This window comes from Pseudomonas sp. RA_35y_Pfl2_P32, assembly GCF_963970735.1.
GTDB lineage: Bacteria > Pseudomonadota > Gammaproteobacteria > Pseudomonadales > Pseudomonadaceae > Aquipseudomonas.
The window spans coordinates 1-17,108 of sequence record NZ_CAXAQF010000022.1 but is presented as its reverse complement, the minus strand read 5'-3'; the positions used below and the strand labels follow the sequence as shown (position 1 = coordinate 17,108).

Here is a 17,108-nt window from a genome sequence, read left to right as displayed (position 1 = left end):
TCCAACGAATAAAACCCCTGCCAAGGCATAAGAAAAAGTTGATCTCATGAACCTCAAGTTCCTCGAAACCTTCGTCTGGGTCGCCCGGCTGAAAAGTTTTCGCCTCACCGCCGACAAGCTGTTCACCACCCAGGCCTCGATTTCCAGCCGCATCGCGGTGCTCGAAGGCGAGCTGGGGGTGAAGCTGTTCCTGCGCGATTCACGGGGGGTGAAGCTGACGCCCGAAGGCTTGAAGGTGCTCGACTATGCCGAGCAGATGATCGACACCATGCAGGCGCTCAAGCAGTCCCTGGAAACTCGCTCGAGTAAGGCCGGACGGGTGCGCATCGGGGTGATGGACACGGTGATCCACACTTGGCTCAGCCCGTTGGTGGCGCAGATCACCGATCACTATCCGTTGCTGGAAATCGAGCTGGTCGCCGATACCTCGCTCAACCTCTGCGATCAGTTGCAAAAGGGCTTTCTCGATCTGATTCTGCAAACCGATCTGCTGCGCCAGGAAAGTGTGCGCAGCCTGGAACTGGCCAGCCACCCGATCGGCTGGATCGTTGCCAGCAACTCGATCTACAACCGCGAGTACGCCAGCCTCGCCGAACTGGCCCGCGAGCGGATCATCACCTATTCGAAAAACTCCCACCCGCACCAGGAAGTGCTCAGCCTGATGCAGGCCAACGGTGTGCTTGCGCCGCGCCTGAACTGCGTGAACTCGGTGTCGGCGATCACCTGCCTGCTGCGTGACGGCTTCGGCATTGGCGCCTTGCCGCCGGTGCTGGTGAGCGAAGAACTGGCGCGCGGCGAGCTGACCCTGCTGGCCATCGACCAGCGCCCGCCCAACCTTCAGGTGGTGGTGTCGTGGCGAGTGGGGGCGGAATGGGTCGAGGAGATTGTCGCGCTGTGCCAGCAGGTGGTGCAAGACTATGGGCGCAAGGTGGGTGAGGACTACATCGTGCTGGCGAACGCCTGATACGCGTCATCGTTGACGGCCATCGCGGGCAAGCCCGCTCCCACAATGTCCTTCAAACCGTGGGAGCGGGCTTGCCCGCGATGGGGCCAGCACCCTCCTCGCGGTTACAACCCGCGCAAATCCCGCTCTTCGATCGGCCGGCTCTGGCGCAGGCGCTTGCCGCCCAGCACCACCCAGTCGATCAGGCGGAACAGGCATTCCAGGCCGAAGGACAGCAACATCGCCCCGCCCAGCCCCCAGGCCATGGCTTCGGGGGTCAGCAGGATCTGGTAGCTGTAGCCGTTCCAGGTTTCCTTGCGAATGTCCGGGTCGGCCACCAGCACCACTTGCAGGACGCGGATGTACCACGGGCCTTGCATCGCCTGGAACTGCTTGTCCAGCGCCACCTGGCGAGTGAGCAAGGTGTTCAGGCTGTCGGCATCGCTGCGAAAGATCGGGTCTTCGCTGGCGCGGTAGTGGGCCACCAGTGCTTGCAGGTCACCCTTGAAAAACTGCTCGGCGGTGTTCTGGAAACCCTGCAGGCCCGTCTGCGACTCGATCAGGTGGGCTTCGACCCGCTTGGCGTAATCATTGATGAAACCAGGCACCTGGACGCCCACCAACAGGCCGATGGCAAACAACACCAGACGCACATAACTGAGCAACATAGCGGCGGATCCCTATTCGGTCTGGCCGTGGCTGACGCATTCGCCGCGCCGCCACAGGCTCCATTGGCCCGGTTCGTAGCGAGTCCAGGTTTCGTTTTCGGTCAACGGCTCGGTGGCGATCACGGTCACCACATCGTTGGGGGTGGTCTCGGCCTGGAAGTCGACGATCACGTCCACGTCCTTCAGGCGCGCCGGGCCAAAGGGTGCGCGGCGGGTGATCTGTGCCAGCTTGGTGGAGCAATAGCAGAACAGCCAGTCACCGTCGCTGAGCAGGCAATTGAACACGCCCTTGCTGCGGTATTCGGCGCAGGCGGCCACCAGGCTGGGCAGCAACTGCTCGACCTCCACCGGCTCCGGGAAGGCTTCACGCACTCGGTTGAGCACATCGCAGAACGCCGCTTCGCTGTCGGTGTCGCCCACCGGCCGATAAAAGCTGGCCGTCGGCTGGAACCCGGCGAGCTGGCCGTTGTGGGCGAAACACCAGTTGCGCCCCCACAATTCACGCACGAAGGGATGGGTGTTGGACAGGCAGACCTTGCCGACGTTGGCCTGGCGGATATGGCCGATCACCACTTCGCTCTTGATCGGATAACGCTGCACCAGTTGCGCGACTTGCGAATCGCAACTCGCCGCCGGGTCCTGGAACAGGCGCAGGCCACGGCCTTCGTAGAAGGCGATGCCCCAGCCATCACGGTGCGGACCGGTGCGCCCGCCGCGCTGCATCAGCCCGGTGAAGCTGAACACGATATCGGTCGGTACATTGGCGCTCATGCCCAATAACTCACACATGCCGGGACTCTCGCTTCAATGCAGGGCTATCAGAGACGGGGTTCGACGCGCGAACGCTGGGGGTTGCTCGGCACGGGGGGGCGACCATAACGATCATCGCCGGCCCCGCCGAAGGGTTGGTCGTCCTCGGGATCAGCCGCCTGGGCCGCGGCCCGGGCGGCAGCGGATTGCTGCTTGCGCGCCTTGGCGGCGCGCTCGATCGGCAGGCGGATCAGCGCGAACACCAGGTACAACCCGAGGGCGATGATGCCGTACATGAACAGGTCGGAGATGGTGCGCCAGGCGTTGTTGCCGACCTTGAACAGCAGGTCGAGGGCGGTAATGGCGATGGCTGGGGCGAATTTTTCCTTTACCGGGTCGATGATGGTCGGGCTGAACAGCAGCACCACCATGATCAGGCGCAGCGGCTCACGCAGGTAGCGCCACATCCAGCGGGTCATGCGCATCCACACCAACAGGCAGCCCAAAGCGGCAAAGGCGTAAAGGCCCCAAGCGATCAGATAGTCGTTCTCGGTCATGGTGTCCATGGCATGGCAGGCAAAGAGGCGCTTATGATAACGGCTTTTCACTGATCAGGCTGCACCGCTGTCCGTGAAGCCCTTTTTGCACACTTGCCGAGAGCCACCCATGCCCCACTCCGCCCACGCCAACAGCGCCCCGATTGCCCACAAGGCCGACGGGGATGACCCGTACGCCTGGCTGCAGGAACGGGACACGGCACCCGTCCTCGACTACCTCAAGGCCGAAAACGCCTATCAGCAAGCCATGCTGGCTGACCAGGCCGAGCTGCGTGACAGTCTGTTCAATGAAATCAAGGGGCGGATTCTCGAAACCGACCTGTCGCTGCCCTCCCCCTGGGGTCCATACCTGTACTACACCCGCACCACCGCCGGTGACGAGTACGCCCGGCATTACCGCTGCCCGCGCCCGGCCGATGACAGCCTGCTGGTCGATGAAAGCGCCGAAGAACTGCTGCTAGACCCCAACGTGCTGGCCAATGGCGGCTTTTTCTCCCTGGGCGCCTTCAGTATCAGCCCGGACCACCAGCGCCTGGCCTACAGCCTGGACACCACGGGCGAAGAGGTTTACACCCTGTTCGTCAAGGAGCTGGTCAGCGGCAAGGTCAGCGAGCTTTCGTTCCAAGACTGCGACGGCAGCATGACCTGGGCCAACGACAGCCTGACGCTGTTCTTCGCCGAGCTCGACGACACCCATCGCCCGCACAAGCTGTACCGCTACCGCCTGGACGGCACCGCTGCCGAAGAAGTGTTCCATGAGCCGGACGGGCGTTTTTTCCTGCACTGCTATCGCGCCAGTTCCGAGCGCCAGTTACTGCTGTCGCTGGGCAGCAAGACCACCAGTGAAGTCTGGGCACTCGATGCCTCCCAGCCGCAGCAGGCCTTCAGTTGCCTGGCGCCGCGGGTCGAAGACCATGAATACGACGTCGACCATGGCCTACTCGACGGGCAATGGTGCTGGTTGATCCGCACCAACCGCGACGGCATCAACTTCGCCTTGTACCAGGCGCCGGACACCGGGCGGGTGCCCAGCGAGGACCAGTGGCAGAACCTGATCCCCCACAGTGACGAGGTGATGCTCGAAGGCCTGACCCTGAACGCCAGCGCCATGACCCTGAGCCTGCGCATCGGCGGCTTGCCGATCATCGAAGTGCACCCACAGGGCCTGCCGACGTATCGCGTGCAACTGCCGGATGCGGCCTATAGCCTGTATGTGCAAAACAGCCTGGAGTTTGTCAGCGACAGGATCCGCCTGCGTTATGAAGCGCTGAATCGCCCGGCCCAGGTACGCCAGCTGGAACTGGCCAGCGGTGCCCAGCAAGTGCTCAAGGAAACGCCGGTGCTCGGCCCGTTCGATGCCGATGATTACGTCAGCCAGCGCCTGTGGGCGACGGCCCCGGATGGCACCCAGGTGCCGATCAGCCTGGTGGTCAAGCGGGAAATGCTCGGCCAGCCCACCCCGCTCTACCTCTATGGCTACGGCGCCTACGGCGAAAGCCTCGACCCGTGGTTTTCCCATGCACGCCTGAGCCTGCTCGACCGTGGCGTAGCCTTTGCCATCGCCCATGTCCGCGGCGGCGGTGAGCTGGGCGAGGCCTGGTACCGCGCAGGCAAGCAGGCACACAAGCAGAACAGCTTCGATGACTTCATTGCCTGCGCCGAACACCTGATCGCCCACGGCTTCACCCGCTCGGCACAACTGGCGATCAGCGGCGGCAGCGCCGGCGGCCTGCTGATTGGCGCGGTGCTCAACCAGCGCCCGGAGCTGTTCGCCGCGGCCATTGCCGAGGTGCCCTTTGTCGACGTGCTCAACACCATGCTCGACCCGGACCTGCCGCTGACCGTCACCGAATACGACGAGTGGGGTAACCCGCAAGAGCCCGAGGTCTATGCACGGATCAAGGCCTACGCGCCTTACGAAAACGTCCGCGCGCAAGCCTACCCGGCGACCCTGGTGATCGCTGGCTACAACGACAGCCGCGTGCAGTACTGGGAAGCCGCCAAGTGGGTGGCGAAACTGCGGGTGACCAAGACCGATGACAACCTGTTGCTGCTCAAGACCGAACTGGGTGCCGGGCACGGCGGCATGAGCGGGCGCTACCAGGGCCTGCGCGATGTGGCCCTGGAATACGCCTTTGTGTTCAAGGTATTGGGGATCTGCCGTTGACGCACCGGCCAACCCGACTCGTGTAGCCGCTGGCGAAGCCTGCGTTGGGTAACGCAGCGACCCTCGGCGGCGGTATTGCCCAGTTGAATGAACGTCCTGCGGCCGTTGACGCAGCCTCGCAGGCTCGCCGGCTGCTACAGGGCTTCAGCCAACCCGACTAACCGCCTGGTGTCTTGCTCTTGGCCGGGGTTGGTTCCAGCCCCGGCAAGGTCTGGTCCTTGGGCGGCTTGGGCTTTTCGATGGGCGGCAACAGCAGCTCACGGCTGCTGCCGCTGCCGGCCTTGGGTACTGGCGTGGGGGTGATTTGCGGATAGGGCGTGGGGGTTGCGGTGCCGGGTGAACCGGGGGCCGCCGAAGGTGTGACCGGGATTGCCTGCAACTCTTGCGCGTGACCCGCACTTATCGAGAGCGCGGCCAGCACAATGACCGTTAGAATGGTGCGCTTCATCAATGGCTCCGTTGCCCTTGCTTGAGACTTCAAGGCTACTCCCAACCGCGCAAGAATGCCCTGATCAATGCCAGTTTTCCCAATGAGATTCCCATGAAACGTTTCGTTCTGCTCGACACCACCCCCATCCCCGAAAACGGCGGAGCCCTGTGCCTGTTCGAGTACGGCGAAGATTTCGTCATCAAGATCCAGGGCGGCGACGGCGGGCAACTGATGAACACCCGCATGCACGGCTCCGAAGACGCCCTGGCGGAGATTCCCTGCCGCAAGGTCGCCGGCCGGCCGAACTCGCGGGTATTGATCGGTGGCCTGGGCATGGGCTTCACCCTCGCCTCGGCGCTCAAGCACCTGGGCAAGAGCGCGCAAGTGGTGGTCGCCGAGCTGGTGCCGGGGGTGGTGGAGTGGAACCGCGGGCCATTGGGCGAGAAAGCCGGCAAGCCGCTCCTGGACCCGCGCACGGTGATCCGCATGGAAGACGTGGCCAAGGTCCTGCAAGCCGAGCCCCAGGGCTTCGACGCGATCATGCTCGACGTCGACAACGGCCCCGAAGGCCTGACCCAGAAAGCCAACAGCTGGCTGTACTCCGCCGGTGGCCTGGCCGCCTGCGCCAAGGCCCTGCGCCCCAAGGGCGTGCTGGCGGTGTGGTCGGCCAGTGACGACCGGCAGTTTTCCGACAAACTGAAAAAAGCCGGCTTCAAGGCCGAAGAGGTGCAGGTGTTCGCCCACGGCAACAAGGGCACCCGCCACACCATCTGGATTGCCGAGAAGCTCAAGGGCTGAGCTAAACTCTGTTGATAACCGTCATTCGTCTTCTACAAAGGTGAACCCATGAGTTCGTCCACCCCAACCAATACTTCGAAACTGGACCGAATCCTCGCTGACAACCAGCGCGACAAGGAAATGGGTTACCGCGACAAGGCCCTGAAGATGTATCCCCACGTCTGCGGGCGCTGCACCCGTGAGTTCTCCGGCAAGCGCCTGAGCGAGCTGACCGTGCACCACCGCGACCACAACCACGACAACAACCCGCAGGACGGTTCCAACTGGGAGCTGTTGTGCCTGTATTGCCACGACAACGAGCACTCGCGCTACACCGACCAGCAGTACTTCAGCGAAGGCTCCCTGAGCACCCCGAAAATCGCCAAGGCGACCCACAACCCGTTTGCCGCGCTGGCCGGGCTGATGAAAAAAGACGAATAATCCTCAGCGCCTGACCTGGCCCTATCGCGGCGCTCCGTTTGCCCGCGATAGCGATTGCCCAGTCACTCCCAGTCTTCAAACTGACCGCAGCCAACCAATCCCCGTATAATCGCCCTCTTTTTCCCGAAGGCACCCCGCTCGTGGCAGACAAACGGTACAGCTGCATTGGTTTGTATAACCCCAAATCACCGGAGAACGTTGGCTCGGTGATGCGCGCCGCTGGCTGTTATGGCGTGGCGTCGGTGTTCTACACCGGCAAGCGCTATGAACGCGCCGCCGACTTCGTCACCGACACCAAGCGGGTGCACTACGACATTCCGCTGATCGGCATCGACGACCTGAAAAAAATCCTCCCGCTGGGCTGCGTCCCGGTTGCGGTCGAACTGGTGGAAGGCGCCCGCTCGCTGCCCGAGTACACTCACCCGGACCGCGCGCTGTACATCTTCGGCCCCGAAGACGGGTCGCTGGACAAAGAGATCCGCGACTGGTGCGAAGACGTGGTCTACATTCCCACCACCGGCTGCATGAACCTGGCCGCCACCGTCAACGTGGTGCTGTACGACCGCATGGCCAAGGGCCTTAATACCCGTTCCGGGCCTAAATTCCGCTGATCGGCCCCACGCCCGACGGAACGACTCGAGCCCTGGCGCAGTCAGTTTTGTATCCATTGCCCCTTGAGGAGACAGATGATGAACGAGCTCAAACGCGTAGAACGTATCAACTCCACTCCCTTCCAGACCCCACCCACCCAGAACGTGCAAGGCTGGGAGCGCATCGGCTCGCTGGCGGGTGGCGTGGTGATGGTGGGCAAGGGCCTGCGCCGTGGCGGTGTGTTCGGCTTGATTCAGGTGGCGCTCGGTGGCGTCGCCCTGGCGCGGGGGATCACCGGCCACAGCTCGGCCAAAAGCTTCCTGGAAAAAAGCCGCCAGGACCTGGACAACGTGCGCGCGAAAATCGAACGGGCCGGTGAAGACCTGAAAACCCTCAAGGCCAATGCCGAGGCCGCGACCGTAGCGGGCAACGACTCGTTGAACTCACCCAAGGCTGGGGTGTAGCCCCCCGCGACACACCCGCTAGCGCAACAACTCGCTACCCAGGACTTTCGATGGCTCGCCGATGATGCTTTGGGCCAGTGCGACGAACTCCTGGGTGCTGACCCGTTCCAGGTGCATGGCCCCGCGGAGCATGTCGTCGAGTGAGCGCTTGTTGCGGGTTTTCAGGCGAATCTCGCGATCCAGCTCCTGCATCAGCAACACCGCCCGGGCGACCTGGGCCGTGCTGGCCTGTTCACCCCGCAGGCTGCTGACCCCATGGCCGGTCTTGGCCAGGCTGTTTTCCAGCACCTGATGACGCTCATCGCTCATGCCGCCAGACCGGCGCAGCAGTTCGATGGCGTAGTACTCGGCAAAACCTTCGCTGATCCAGTCACTGCGTTCTTCGTCGCTGATGCGCGCGAACAACTGCGCCAGCTCACGCAGCATCGGGCTGTTGCCGCTTTCGCTGATCAGCGGCAGGCGGCTGTGCAGGTAGATCGATTCGTATCCGGCCGTGCTGCCGCGCCACATCGGGTCGGTGGCGCCGACGATCAGCAGCTTGCCCGGATGCCGAGGGTACAGCGCCTGCACCTGCGGCCAGACGAACGTCAGCAGGGTCAGCACGTCCATGCGGCGCATGCCCTGCCCGCGCGGTGAGGCGACCGTGACTTCGGTTTCGCCCAGGCGGGTCCGGCGCGTGCCCAGGTTGCCGGCAAGCATCCAGCCGGTCGGCCGGTCAAACAGTCGGGAAACGTTATCGATGCGAAAGCGGTTCTTGCCAATGCGCGGCCAGGCCGTCTCGATGCTTTGCCAGCCCGTCGGCAATTCGAACGCCAGGCGCGACACCAACTCGATGCCATCTTGTTGATCCAGGCGCGCTGCCGGCACCAGGTCATCACCGCGCATCAAGGCCCAGCTCGGTGTCATGCGCGTCTCGAACGTGGCGTTCTTTCGCGCCTGGCTGATACGCACCCGATAGGTCAGGCTGGCCTTGTCGGCCGCTGGTCGCCAGACGCCGCGCACGGCCTTGCCCGGGGTCAGTTGCCACTGGCCGTCGGCCTTGAAATCACTGTAGCGGCTGCCGTCCGCCAGATCGAAATCCAGGCTGCGCACCACCGAGCCCTGGGCCAGGGTCAGGCGCACTTCGGCCTGATCGCTTTGCGGCAACAGGCGCACGTGATAATCCAGATCGACCTTCTTGGCCGCCCACGCCGATGAACTCAGCAGCAGCGACAATGCCAATGGCAAGCGCACAGCCATACACACTCCTTCGTGTTTCACGTGGACAACGCGCGACGCTTAGCCTGCGCGAAAAATCAGATGATCTTCCCAATCATCCTCGGCCACACTGCCCTCGGCGAGCATGCGCCCGGACTGGGAGATGCGCTCATGGTGCACCGCGTCGCGATCGCCACACACCAGGTGATGCCAGAGCGGCAAGTCCTTGCCTTCGCTGACCAGGCGATAACCGCAGGTCGGCGGCAACCACTTGAACTCATCGGCCTTGCCCGGCGTCAGTTGGATGCAGTCCGGCACCGACTCGCGGCGGTTCGGGTAGTCGCTGCACTGACAGGTCTTGAGGTCCAGCAGTTTGCAGGCGATACGCGTGTAGTAGACGCTGTTGTCGTCTTCATCCTCGAGCTTTTGCAGGCAGCACAGACCACAGCCATCGCACAACGACTCCCACTCCTGCTGGTCGAGTTGGGCGAGGGTCTTGCGTATCCAGAACGGTTCAACTTTGGCGGCCATGGTTCAAGCATCTGCATCAGCGATGGAAAAGGTCGCCAGTCTAGTGCCCAAGCCCGCGCGGGCCAAGCGCTGGCGACTGCCGGTACGCCGGCACTTGTCACTTTTCCCGGGGCGCAGTAGCTTTGCAGGTCACAACGACCCCGGCCCAGGGTGCCATCGACGCCGACCGCGTTGCACCAGGGCGAGCTGCCTGGCGTCGCAAAAACCCCACTGCCCAGGCAACTGTGCACCCCCGGTTTTGACTGCCGTGTTCCCTTATCGACCTTGCCAGGAATCTCTTTCATGAGCGCCAATCCCCGCGTTGCCGAATATGCCATCCACCCGCAGTTCACCGAGCGCTGGTCGCCACGGGCCTTTACCGGTGAAGCCATCCCGCAAGAAACCCTGCTGAGTTTCTTCGAAGCCGCCCGCTGGGCCCCCTCGGCCTACAACTCGCAACCTTGGTGGTTCCTTTACGCTCGCCGTGACACGCCGAACTGGGAGCGTTTCCTTGGCCTGCTGAATGAGTTCAACCGTGGCTGGGCCCAGCACGCTTCGGCGCTGGTCATCGTGATCTCGAAAACCACCTTCATAGCGCCGGGTGCCGATGCCGAAACCCCGGCCTTGTGGCACACCTTCGACACCGGTTCGGCCTGGGGCCACCTGGCCCTGCAAGCCTCCATCAGCGGCTGGCACACCCACGGCATGGCCGGCTTCGATCAGGAGCTGACTCGCAAAGAGCTGAATATTCCAGAAGGCTACGCACTGCACGCGGCCGTGGCGATCGGCAAGCTGGGCGACAAGGCCAGCCTGGCCGAGTACCTGCAAACCCGGGAAGTCCCAAGCCCACGCCGGCCACTGAGCGAACTGGCGGCCGAGGGTGATTTCACCCTGTAAGCACTGTATTTCCGGGGGAGTTGCTAAACCCCCCATACCCCCACAAAACCAGTGTGGGGTTGGGGGTTGGGGGTGCGGGGGTAGTTTCAATAGCCGCGGTTGAAATCCACTTCGCCGCGCAGCGCTTGCCCGGCCTGATAGGCCCGCAGGTTTTCGACAAACAACTGCACCATCTTTGCCGGCGAGGTCGGTGCCGAGCTGTGGCCGGTCAACAGCAAGCCCCAGGCGGTCCAGAATGGATGGCGCTGGGGCAGCGGCTCCTGGCGGCAGACATCGATGACGGCACCGGCCAGGTGCCCTTCCTTCAAGGCTTCCACCAGGTCGGCATCGACCACCGCCACACCGCGCCCGGCGTTGATGAACAGGCCCGTGGGCTTGAACTGCTGGAACAGCGCGGCGTCGTACAGATCATGGGTGCTCGGGGTGTTGGGCAGCAGGTTGACCACGTAGTCGACTTCACCCACCAGGCGCCCCAGCTCCTGCAGCCCCGCCACTTCGATGAACGGAGCCTGTTCACGGGGCGTGCTGGCGATGCCGTACAACTGGACACCAAAGGGCTTGAGGAACTCGGCAACGCTCTGGCCGATGTCCCCGGTGCCGACGATCAACACCTTGCGCCCGGCCAGGCTCTGGCCCTGGCGATTGTCCCACTTGCGCTCGACCTGGCTGACCAGGCGCGGCAGCACTTCACGCTCGTGACCGAGCATGTAGGTCAGCACGTACTCGGCCATGACCTGGCCGAAAATCCCCACGGCCCGGGTCAGGCGGTAATGGCGCGGCAAGCCCTCGACCAAGAGCGGCGTGATGCCGGCCCAGGTCGACTGCAGCCACTGGGGCTGGTGGCCTTGGCGCAAGAGGGTCGCCAGCAGGTCGGGTTGCCCCAGCCATACCGGGCAATCGGCGGCCAGGCCGGCCAGCTCCGCGGAGTCGCCGCTGGTCATGACCTGCAGCTCGGGCGCCAACTGACCCAGGAGTTGGGCATACACAGCGTGGTCGTGTTCGGCAATCAGAACGCGCATGGTTCAAACCTTAAAAAACAGTGCACAAGGCCGCCGAAGGAGTGTGCTCCCCCGTTTGCGGCCACCGCCAGAAAATATCCAGTGTCGTGGGGCGACAGGCCCGGAACCGGGACCGGAACCAAGCCTGTGCCGGTCGCCGTCAAATCGGATCGTTACGTCGCAGCAACTCTTCGGGCAAGTGCTCGATGTACTCGTCTTCGGCCGGCGGCATTTGCAGGTGGTAGCCCTGCTTGTCGAGGTTTTCCAGGACCTGGTTAATGTCCTCGCGCGAGAGCTTGCGCTCCGGGGTCAGCACCAGGTCGAAAGCGTGATGGGGTTTGCCGAAGGCCAGCAACAGGCTTTCCGGTACACGCTCCAGGGCATCGCTCTTGAGCACGTAGAGGTACATTTCGTTTTTCTTCAGGCTTCGGTAGATCGAGCAAATACGTTTCAAGGCTGTTCTCCGGCAGTGGCCAGGCTGTCGAGCAAGGCCTGGCCCATCAGTTCGCGGCGCCAGCCACGCAGCGATTCAGGCAATTGGTAGGGACCGTCCGGGAAGCCGCTCTTGAGCAAGGCCTCCAGGGTCTTCTTGCGCAACATCAATTCGGGGGCGATGTTCAAGCGCTCCGCTTCGGCCTGGCCCAGCGCGCGCAGGCGCTTGACCAGGGCGGCGGCTTCGATCGGCAATGGCTCGGGCACAGCGGCTGGCCATTGCTCGGGGGGCACGCTGGCGGCCCGTTTGATCAGGTCCAGCAGGAACTCGCCGTCCTGGCGCACGGTGCGCGGGTGCATGTCTTCGATTTTCGCCAGCGCTGCCAGGTTGTCCGGCTGGGTCCGGGCCAACGGCCACAGCGAATGCTCACGCACGATGCGGTTGCGCGGCAGGTCACGGGCCCGGGCTTCAAGCTCGCGCCAGGCACAGAGCTCGCGCAGCACGGCCAATTGGGCGCGGGACAGTTTCCAGGCCAGCTTGGCCTCGCGGTAGACCTCGTACGGGTCGGTTTCGCGACGCAGGTTGGCCACCAGTTCGGCGCCGTCCTCCAGGACCCAGGCGAACTTTTCGTCCGAGAGCTTGGGCCGCAGGCGCACGAACACTTCTGCCAGGTGCAGGGCATCTTCGGCGGCGTAGCTGATCTGGGTCTCCGACAGCGGACGTTGCAGCCAGTCCGAGCGGGTTTCACCCTTGGGCAGGTCGATGTCCAGCACTTGCGAGACCAGGCGCGAGTAGCCCATGGAGAAGCCCAGGTTCAGGTAGGCGGCGGCCAGCTGGGTATCGAACAGCGGCGCCGGCAGGCTGCCCGTCAGGCGCAGCAGGACTTCGAGGTCTTCGCTGCAGGCATGCAGCACCTTGAGCACAGCCGGGTTTTCCAGCAAGGCGGCCAGGGGCTGCCAGTTGTCGATGGTCAAAGGGTCAATCAGGTAAGCGCGCACGCCGTCGCCGATCTGCAGCAAGCCTGCAATCGGATAGAAGGTGTCGACCCGCATGAATTCTGTGTCGAGGGCGACGAACGGCAACTGCTGCCATTGGGCGCAAAACTGACCGAGGCTATCGTTGTCGCGAATCCAGTGAATATCGATGGCCACACGGCTCTCCCTTGAAGAATGGCGCGCAGTATATATCGCCCCCGGCGATTTCCGCGCATCCACTGAGCAAGAGCGTAGGCGAAATGATCTACGGCACGCGGCCAGGCAGTCCTGGTCGCGTTCGCGCAGCACCTACACCGGTGTCGCCGCAATGCCCGGCAACACATTCTGGTGCATGAGGGTCTTTAAGCCGGCGGTCGCGAATTCAGCCTCAAGGTGCTTGCGTACCTTGAGGCCAGCCAGGGAGGCTGGCGTTCAATCCTTGGCCAGGACGCCGTCGACCATGGCACCTCGGCAGCCGGCGAACAGGTCCAGGCCAGGGTTGTAGACCTTGCTGTTGACCTCCAGCAGCCCCAGCATCGAATGAAACAGGTTGTCCTGGCTCAGGGGCTTTTCGCGGCTCAGTTGCAAGCAGTGGGTGTCGACCGAGAACGCTTTCTGATAGCTGTCGGAGAACCAGGCGAGCATCGCGATATGCTTCTGCTGATCGGGGGCAAGCATGTAGGGCGTGCCATGCAGGAACAGGTTGTACTCGCCCAGGGATTCGCCGTGGTCCGACAGGTACAGCATGGCGGTGTCGACTTTGCCCTGGTTGCTGCGCAACAGGTCGATCAGGGTCGACAGCACATGGTCGGTGTAGACCAGGGTGTTGTCGTAGCCATTGACGATGCTTTCCCGGCTGCAATTGTTCAGTGCGTTGCTCTCACACACCGGGGTGAAGCGCTCGTACTCCTTGGGGTAGCGCTTGAAGTACTCCGGACCGTGGCTGCCCATCTGGTGCAGGACCAGCACGGTGTCCTTGTCCAGGGTGTCGATAAAGCGCTGCAAGCCCTGCAGGAGGATTTCATCACGGCATTCACTGTTGGCGCAGAGCACCGGGTCCTTGAGGTTGCTGACATCTTCCAGGGTCACCCGGTCGCAGGTGCCCTTGCAGCCCGATTGGTTGTCCCGCCAGATCACATCCAGCCCAGCATGCTTGAGCACGTCCAGCAGGCCTTCTTCATTCTTCGCCTTGCTGGCGTCGTAGCCCTTGCGCCCCATGTTGGAGAACATGCAGGGCACCGAGACCGCGGTTTCCGTGCCGCATGAATGTACGTCGGTGAAGGCGATCAGCCCCGCTTCCTTGTCCAGTTGCGGTGTGGTGTCGCGCTCGTAGCCAAGAATGCCGAAGTTCTCGGCGCGGGCACTTTCGCCCACCACCAGTACGGTGAGGGATTTGCGCCCGTGGGTCTGCCAGGCCGGATTGCGCTGGGCGTCTTCGCCCAGCTTGACGAACGGTTGCTGCGCCGACTGCACTTGCTCGCGCAGGTAACCGATGGAGGCGCCGATGTAATTGCTCGGCACCACCATCACGCGCAATTCGTGGTGATTGCGAAACAACGAAGACAGGCCTTGATAGTTCAGCAGTGCCACGCCACCGATCACCACGGCCGAGGCGCCGACGACCAACACTTTACTGAGTAACTCACGGTGCCAGCGTCGATAACTAATCGGGGTCTTCCACAGAATAAAGGACGGCAGTACTCCCAATAACAAGGTGTACGCCAGCAACTTCAGTGACAATAAGTCACGCACTTCGGTGGCATTGGTCTCGGCCAAGTTGCGCAACATGCCGGCATCGATCAATACGCCGTACTGACTCATGAAATACGCCACACCGGCACTGGCCATGAACACCAGGGTCAGCACGGGTTTGAACAATGGACGCAAGGCCAGCAGGGTCAGGACCAGGTTGAAGGCACAGAGCAGCATGACACCGAACGCCACCCGCATGCCGATGCCCCGGGCATCGCTGGCGGTAATGTCGAACAGGTGTTGCCAGAGGACAGCGTTGTGGCCAGCCAACAGACACGCACTGGCAATCAACGTCGCCCATTCCGGGCGCACGGCTTTTATTTTAAACATGGGCGGTCTGCTTGTTCCTGAAGTAAGTGCCGCCAGCAAAGAACGAACTATTCTTTCCTGACCACAGCACAAACTTTAAGCAGCCATCCATCAATATTTCGTGAAAAAGACGCCAACAAATAGTGGGTTAACCACTGTTTGTCGGCGTCTTGTTTGTTAACTCTTGCTGTCTCACGCCTGATGCAAGTACCAGCGCCAGTCCTGCTCGCCGACTTCGCCCATGAACTGGCGATACTCGGCACGCTTGACCGCCAGGTAGACCCCGAGGAATGGCGCACCCAAGGCATCCCGGGCCCAGGCCGAACCTTCCAGCGCACGCAGGGTGGTCAGCCAGTCCGTGGGCAGCAGCTCCTTGGCCTGGGCGTAGCCGTTACCCTCGACCGGCGCTCCCGGGTCGCACTGCTCGCGAATGCCGCGATGAATACCGGCCAGGATGGCCGCGGCGGCCAGGTAGGGGTTGGCATCGGCGCCGCAGATGCGGTGCTCGATATGCCGCGAGAACGCCGGCCCACCGGGCACCCGCAGGCTCACGGTGCGGTTGTCGACGCCCCAGGTGGCGGCCAGTGGCGCATAACTGTTGGTCTGGAAGCGGCGATAGGAGTTGGCGTTGGGGCAGAACAACAGCAAGGAGTCGAGCAAGGTGCTGAGCATGCCACCGACCGCCTGGCGCAGCAGTGGCGTGCCATCGGGGGCGTCGCTGGCAAACAGGTTGTTGCCGTCCTTGTCGGCGATGCTGACGTGCATGTGCATGCCGGTACCGGCCAGGTCATCGAACGGTTTGGCCATGAAACAGGCACTCATCCCGTGCTTGTGGGCCACGCCCTTGACCAGGCGCTTGTAGCGCACCGCCTCGTCCATGGCTTGCAGGGCATCTTCGCGGTGTTCGAGGGTGATCTCGACCTGGCCCGGAGCGTATTCGGAGATCGCCGTGCGCGCGGGGATCCCCTGCAGCTTGCAGGCGGCGTAGAGGTCAGCGAGAAACGGCTCGATCTGCTCCAGCTCGCGCAACCCGTAGACCTGGGTCGAGCGCGGCCTTCCACCGTCGACGTCCCGCGCCGGTTGCGGCCGACCCTGGCTGTCGCGCTGCTGATCGAGCAGGTAGAACTCCAGTTCCGCGGCCATCACCGGGTAATAACCATCGGCCTTGAGCCCATCGATCACCTTGGCCAGCAAACGCCGAGGATCGGCCACGGTCGCCGGCATACCTTCTTGCGGGTGCATGCTGACCTGCACCGCCGCCGTCGGAATCTGCCGCCAGGGCATGCGCTGCAAACTGCCGCTGACCGGGTAGGCGCGGCAATCGATGTCGCCGACTTCCCAGACCAGCCCGGAGTTTTCCACGTCATCGCCATTGATGGTCAGGCCCAGAATGGTGCTGGGCAGCGGCCGCCCGCTCTGGTAAACCGCCAGCAACTCATCGCGATGCAACAGCTTGCCCCGGGGCACGCCGTTGTTATCGACAATGAACAGCTCGAACATTTCGATATCCGGGTTGGCTTGCAGAAAATCGCTGGCTTCTTGCAGGGAGGCAAAGGGGCTCGGGGCAACACTCATGGGAACGCTCGTATGTCCGGGTCAGGCAGGCGCGCAGGCACCGCCAGTCAGGCCCCGGCGCAACACCGGGGCCATTGAGGGGATTCAACGGGAAATACGCGCGTCCGGTGGGCGCGCATGGCGGCAGTGCCATAGCGCCCAAAAGGCCAGTTCCGAAGGCAGGGCAGACAGGTTCAAGGCGCTGGCGGGCAGGAATCGACGCCGAGACTGACGGCATGACGCACGAGCGCCAGGCACCGCGGCGGGGTGAGTGTCGATCGAGCAACCGTCCATAAGGCAAACCGCAGAACACAGAGGGCGAACAGCGTCACACGGGGCAATACGTCGTTAAATCCACACTTGAAGAACCTTGGTTGCAGATTCGCTAAACATTCATTCCCTGCAAGCTTGCTCGAAAAACCCCGCGCACACCGCCGCCCCTTTGTCTTTTACCGCCCTTGGCTGGCGGGCTCGGCAGCTGCGGGGGGGGTATACCCCCAGATCTATGGTGTGGCGGATATCGTCATCGCGGGCAAGCCCGCTCCCACAAAAGCAGGTCGGCCGGTAGACCGCCTCGCCCGCCCTTACCACTCAGGCCGACCGGCAGGTCGCCGTGCTCTGGCTTTTGATCTTGATCCACCCGCCCCATCGGCAGGCTGAGCGAAGGTGTCCATCAGGGGGGGGAGGCGCGTAGCG

18 protein-coding genes are annotated in these 17,108 nt (G+C 63.1%); 7 read left to right on the top strand and 11 right to left on the bottom strand.

What is annotated here, in order from left to right; all coding sequences use genetic code 11:
• The first annotated feature begins 46 nt into the window (after positions 1 to 46).
• Entirely contained in the window at positions 47 to 964 is a 918-nt protein-coding gene (locus AACY45_RS21360) for a LysR family transcriptional regulator (RefSeq protein WP_339547254.1), read from the top strand.
• A gap of 104 nt (positions 965 to 1,068) precedes the next feature.
• Here AACY45_RS21360 and AACY45_RS21355 read toward each other — a convergent pair whose 3' ends face one another.
• Genes AACY45_RS21355 through AACY45_RS21345 form a run of 3 tightly spaced genes read right to left on the bottom strand, consistent with a single transcriptional unit; the run spans position 1,069 to position 2,927 of the window.
• Positions 1,069 to 1,611: a DUF2937 family protein gene (locus AACY45_RS21355; RefSeq protein WP_339547253.1), complete on the bottom strand. Its 543-nt coding sequence runs from the start codon at positions 1,609 to 1,611 to the stop codon at positions 1,069 to 1,071.
• 12 nt (positions 1,612 to 1,623) lie between these two features.
• Positions 1,624 to 2,400 carry a class II glutamine amidotransferase gene (locus tag AACY45_RS21350; RefSeq protein ID WP_339547252.1) on the bottom strand — a complete coding sequence of 259 codons (777 nt, stop codon included), beginning with the start codon at positions 2,398 to 2,400 and terminating at the stop codon, positions 1,624 to 1,626.
• 29 nt (positions 2,401 to 2,429) lie between these two features.
• Entirely contained in the window at positions 2,430 to 2,927 is a 498-nt protein-coding gene (locus tag AACY45_RS21345) for an MFS transporter (protein WP_339547322.1), read from the bottom strand.
• 100 nt (positions 2,928 to 3,027) lie between these two features.
• Here AACY45_RS21345 and AACY45_RS21340 point away from each other — a divergent pair, with 100 nt between their 5' ends.
• Positions 3,028 to 5,085 carry a S9 family peptidase gene (locus tag AACY45_RS21340; RefSeq protein WP_339547251.1) on the top strand — a complete coding sequence of 686 codons (2,058 nt, stop codon included), beginning with the start codon at positions 3,028 to 3,030 and terminating at the stop codon, positions 5,083 to 5,085.
• A gap of 157 nt (positions 5,086 to 5,242) precedes the next feature.
• Here the strand turns inward: AACY45_RS21340 and AACY45_RS21335 are convergent, their stop codons facing one another.
• Positions 5,243 to 5,533, bottom strand: coding sequence for a hypothetical protein (locus AACY45_RS21335; protein ID WP_339547250.1), 291 nt, complete (start codon positions 5,531 to 5,533; stop codon positions 5,243 to 5,245).
• A 93-nt stretch (positions 5,534 to 5,626) separates the two neighbouring features.
• Here AACY45_RS21335 and AACY45_RS21330 point away from each other — a divergent pair, with 93 nt between their 5' ends.
• The 4 genes from AACY45_RS21330 (at position 5,627) to AACY45_RS21315 (ending at position 7,788) form a co-directional block, all read left to right on the top strand.
• On the top strand, positions 5,627 to 6,313 hold the full coding sequence (locus AACY45_RS21330; protein ID WP_339547249.1) for a spermidine synthase: 687 nt from the start codon (positions 5,627 to 5,629) through the stop codon (positions 6,311 to 6,313).
• A 48-nt stretch (positions 6,314 to 6,361) separates the two neighbouring features.
• Entirely contained in the window at positions 6,362 to 6,733 is a 372-nt protein-coding gene (locus AACY45_RS21325; protein ID WP_339547248.1) for a YajD family HNH nuclease, read from the top strand.
• Between the two features lie 140 nt (positions 6,734 to 6,873).
• Positions 6,874 to 7,344, top strand: coding sequence for an RNA methyltransferase (locus tag AACY45_RS21320; RefSeq protein WP_095171660.1), 471 nt, complete (start codon positions 6,874 to 6,876; stop codon positions 7,342 to 7,344).
• A gap of 78 nt (positions 7,345 to 7,422) precedes the next feature.
• The gene (locus AACY45_RS21315) at positions 7,423 to 7,788 is read left to right on the top strand and encodes a YgaP family membrane protein (protein ID WP_339547247.1); all 366 of its coding nucleotides are present in this window, start codon (positions 7,423 to 7,425) and stop codon (positions 7,786 to 7,788) included.
• Between the two features lie 18 nt (positions 7,789 to 7,806).
• Here the strand turns inward: AACY45_RS21315 and AACY45_RS21310 are convergent, their stop codons facing one another.
• Together AACY45_RS21310 and AACY45_RS21305 are read right to left on the bottom strand one after the other, a co-directional pair.
• Positions 7,807 to 9,027, bottom strand: coding sequence for a hypothetical protein (locus AACY45_RS21310; RefSeq protein WP_339547246.1), 1,221 nt, complete (start codon positions 9,025 to 9,027; stop codon positions 7,807 to 7,809).
• Between the two features lie 39 nt (positions 9,028 to 9,066).
• On the bottom strand, positions 9,067 to 9,516 hold the full coding sequence (locus AACY45_RS21305) for a YcgN family cysteine cluster protein (RefSeq protein ID WP_095171655.1): 450 nt from the start codon (positions 9,514 to 9,516) through the stop codon (positions 9,067 to 9,069).
• A gap of 282 nt (positions 9,517 to 9,798) precedes the next feature.
• On the opposite strand from AACY45_RS21305, the gene AACY45_RS21300 reads away from it, so the two are divergent.
• Positions 9,799 to 10,392 carry a nitroreductase family protein gene (locus tag AACY45_RS21300; RefSeq protein WP_339547245.1) on the top strand — a complete coding sequence of 198 codons (594 nt, stop codon included), beginning with the start codon at positions 9,799 to 9,801 and terminating at the stop codon, positions 10,390 to 10,392.
• Between the two features lie 86 nt (positions 10,393 to 10,478).
• On the opposite strand, the gene AACY45_RS21295 is transcribed toward AACY45_RS21300, so the two are convergent.
• The 5 genes from AACY45_RS21295 to AACY45_RS21275 form a co-directional block, all read right to left on the bottom strand.
• The gene (locus tag AACY45_RS21295; RefSeq protein ID WP_339547244.1) at positions 10,479 to 11,411 is read right to left on the bottom strand and encodes a D-2-hydroxyacid dehydrogenase; all 933 of its coding nucleotides are present in this window, start codon (positions 11,409 to 11,411) and stop codon (positions 10,479 to 10,481) included.
• Between the two features lie 139 nt (positions 11,412 to 11,550).
• Positions 11,551 to 11,844: a YcgL domain-containing protein gene (locus AACY45_RS21290; protein ID WP_339547243.1), complete on the bottom strand. Its 294-nt coding sequence runs from the start codon at positions 11,842 to 11,844 to the stop codon at positions 11,551 to 11,553.
• On the bottom strand, positions 11,841 to 12,974 hold the full coding sequence (rnd, locus tag AACY45_RS21285; RefSeq protein WP_339547242.1) for a ribonuclease D: 1,134 nt from the start codon (positions 12,972 to 12,974) through the stop codon (positions 11,841 to 11,843). The genes AACY45_RS21290 and rnd overlap by 4 nt, the downstream gene beginning before the upstream one ends.
• 255 nt (positions 12,975 to 13,229) lie before the next feature.
• Complete coding sequence (locus AACY45_RS21280) at positions 13,230 to 14,879, bottom strand: phosphoethanolamine transferase (protein WP_339547241.1); 1,650 nt, start codon at positions 14,877 to 14,879, stop codon at positions 13,230 to 13,232.
• 171 nt (positions 14,880 to 15,050) lie between these two features.
• The gene (locus AACY45_RS21275; RefSeq protein ID WP_339547240.1) at positions 15,051 to 16,433 is read right to left on the bottom strand and encodes a glutamine synthetase family protein; all 1,383 of its coding nucleotides are present in this window, start codon (positions 16,431 to 16,433) and stop codon (positions 15,051 to 15,053) included.
• Between the last annotated feature and the right edge of the window lie 675 nt (positions 16,434 to 17,108).

What these genes read in the sequence shown, in the direction of transcription:
- AACY45_RS21360 (WP_339547254.1), top strand. Translation starts at nt 47, where the DNA reads ATGAACCTCAAGTTCCTCGAAACCTTCGTCTGGGTCGCCCGGCTGAAA.
- AACY45_RS21355 (WP_339547253.1), bottom strand. Translation starts at nt 1,611, where the DNA reads ATGTTGCTCAGTTATGTGCGTCTGGTGTTGTTTGCCATCGGCCTGTTG.
- AACY45_RS21350 (WP_339547252.1), bottom strand. Translation starts at nt 2,400, where the DNA reads ATGTGTGAGTTATTGGGCATGAGCGCCAATGTACCGACCGATATCGTG.
- AACY45_RS21345 (WP_339547322.1), bottom strand. Translation starts at nt 2,927, where the DNA reads ATGGACACCATGACCGAGAACGACTATCTGATCGCTTGGGGCCTTTAC.
- AACY45_RS21340 (WP_339547251.1), top strand. Translation starts at nt 3,028, where the DNA reads ATGCCCCACTCCGCCCACGCCAACAGCGCCCCGATTGCCCACAAGGCC.
- AACY45_RS21335 (WP_339547250.1), bottom strand. Translation starts at nt 5,533, where the DNA reads ATGAAGCGCACCATTCTAACGGTCATTGTGCTGGCCGCGCTCTCGATA.
- AACY45_RS21330 (WP_339547249.1), top strand. Translation starts at nt 5,627, where the DNA reads ATGAAACGTTTCGTTCTGCTCGACACCACCCCCATCCCCGAAAACGGC.
- AACY45_RS21325 (WP_339547248.1), top strand. Translation starts at nt 6,362, where the DNA reads ATGAGTTCGTCCACCCCAACCAATACTTCGAAACTGGACCGAATCCTC.
- AACY45_RS21315 (WP_339547247.1), top strand. Translation starts at nt 7,423, where the DNA reads ATGAACGAGCTCAAACGCGTAGAACGTATCAACTCCACTCCCTTCCAG.
- AACY45_RS21310 (WP_339547246.1), bottom strand. Translation starts at nt 9,027, where the DNA reads ATGGCTGTGCGCTTGCCATTGGCATTGTCGCTGCTGCTGAGTTCATCG.
- AACY45_RS21305 (WP_095171655.1), bottom strand. Translation starts at nt 9,516, where the DNA reads ATGGCCGCCAAAGTTGAACCGTTCTGGATACGCAAGACCCTCGCCCAA.
- AACY45_RS21300 (WP_339547245.1), top strand. Translation starts at nt 9,799, where the DNA reads ATGAGCGCCAATCCCCGCGTTGCCGAATATGCCATCCACCCGCAGTTC.
- AACY45_RS21295 (WP_339547244.1), bottom strand. Translation starts at nt 11,411, where the DNA reads ATGCGCGTTCTGATTGCCGAACACGACCACGCTGTGTATGCCCAACTC.
- AACY45_RS21280 (WP_339547241.1), bottom strand. Translation starts at nt 14,879, where the DNA reads ATGTTTAAAATAAAAGCCGTGCGCCCGGAATGGGCGACGTTGATTGCC.
- AACY45_RS21275 (WP_339547240.1), bottom strand. Translation starts at nt 16,433, where the DNA reads ATGAGTGTTGCCCCGAGCCCCTTTGCCTCCCTGCAAGAAGCCAGCGAT.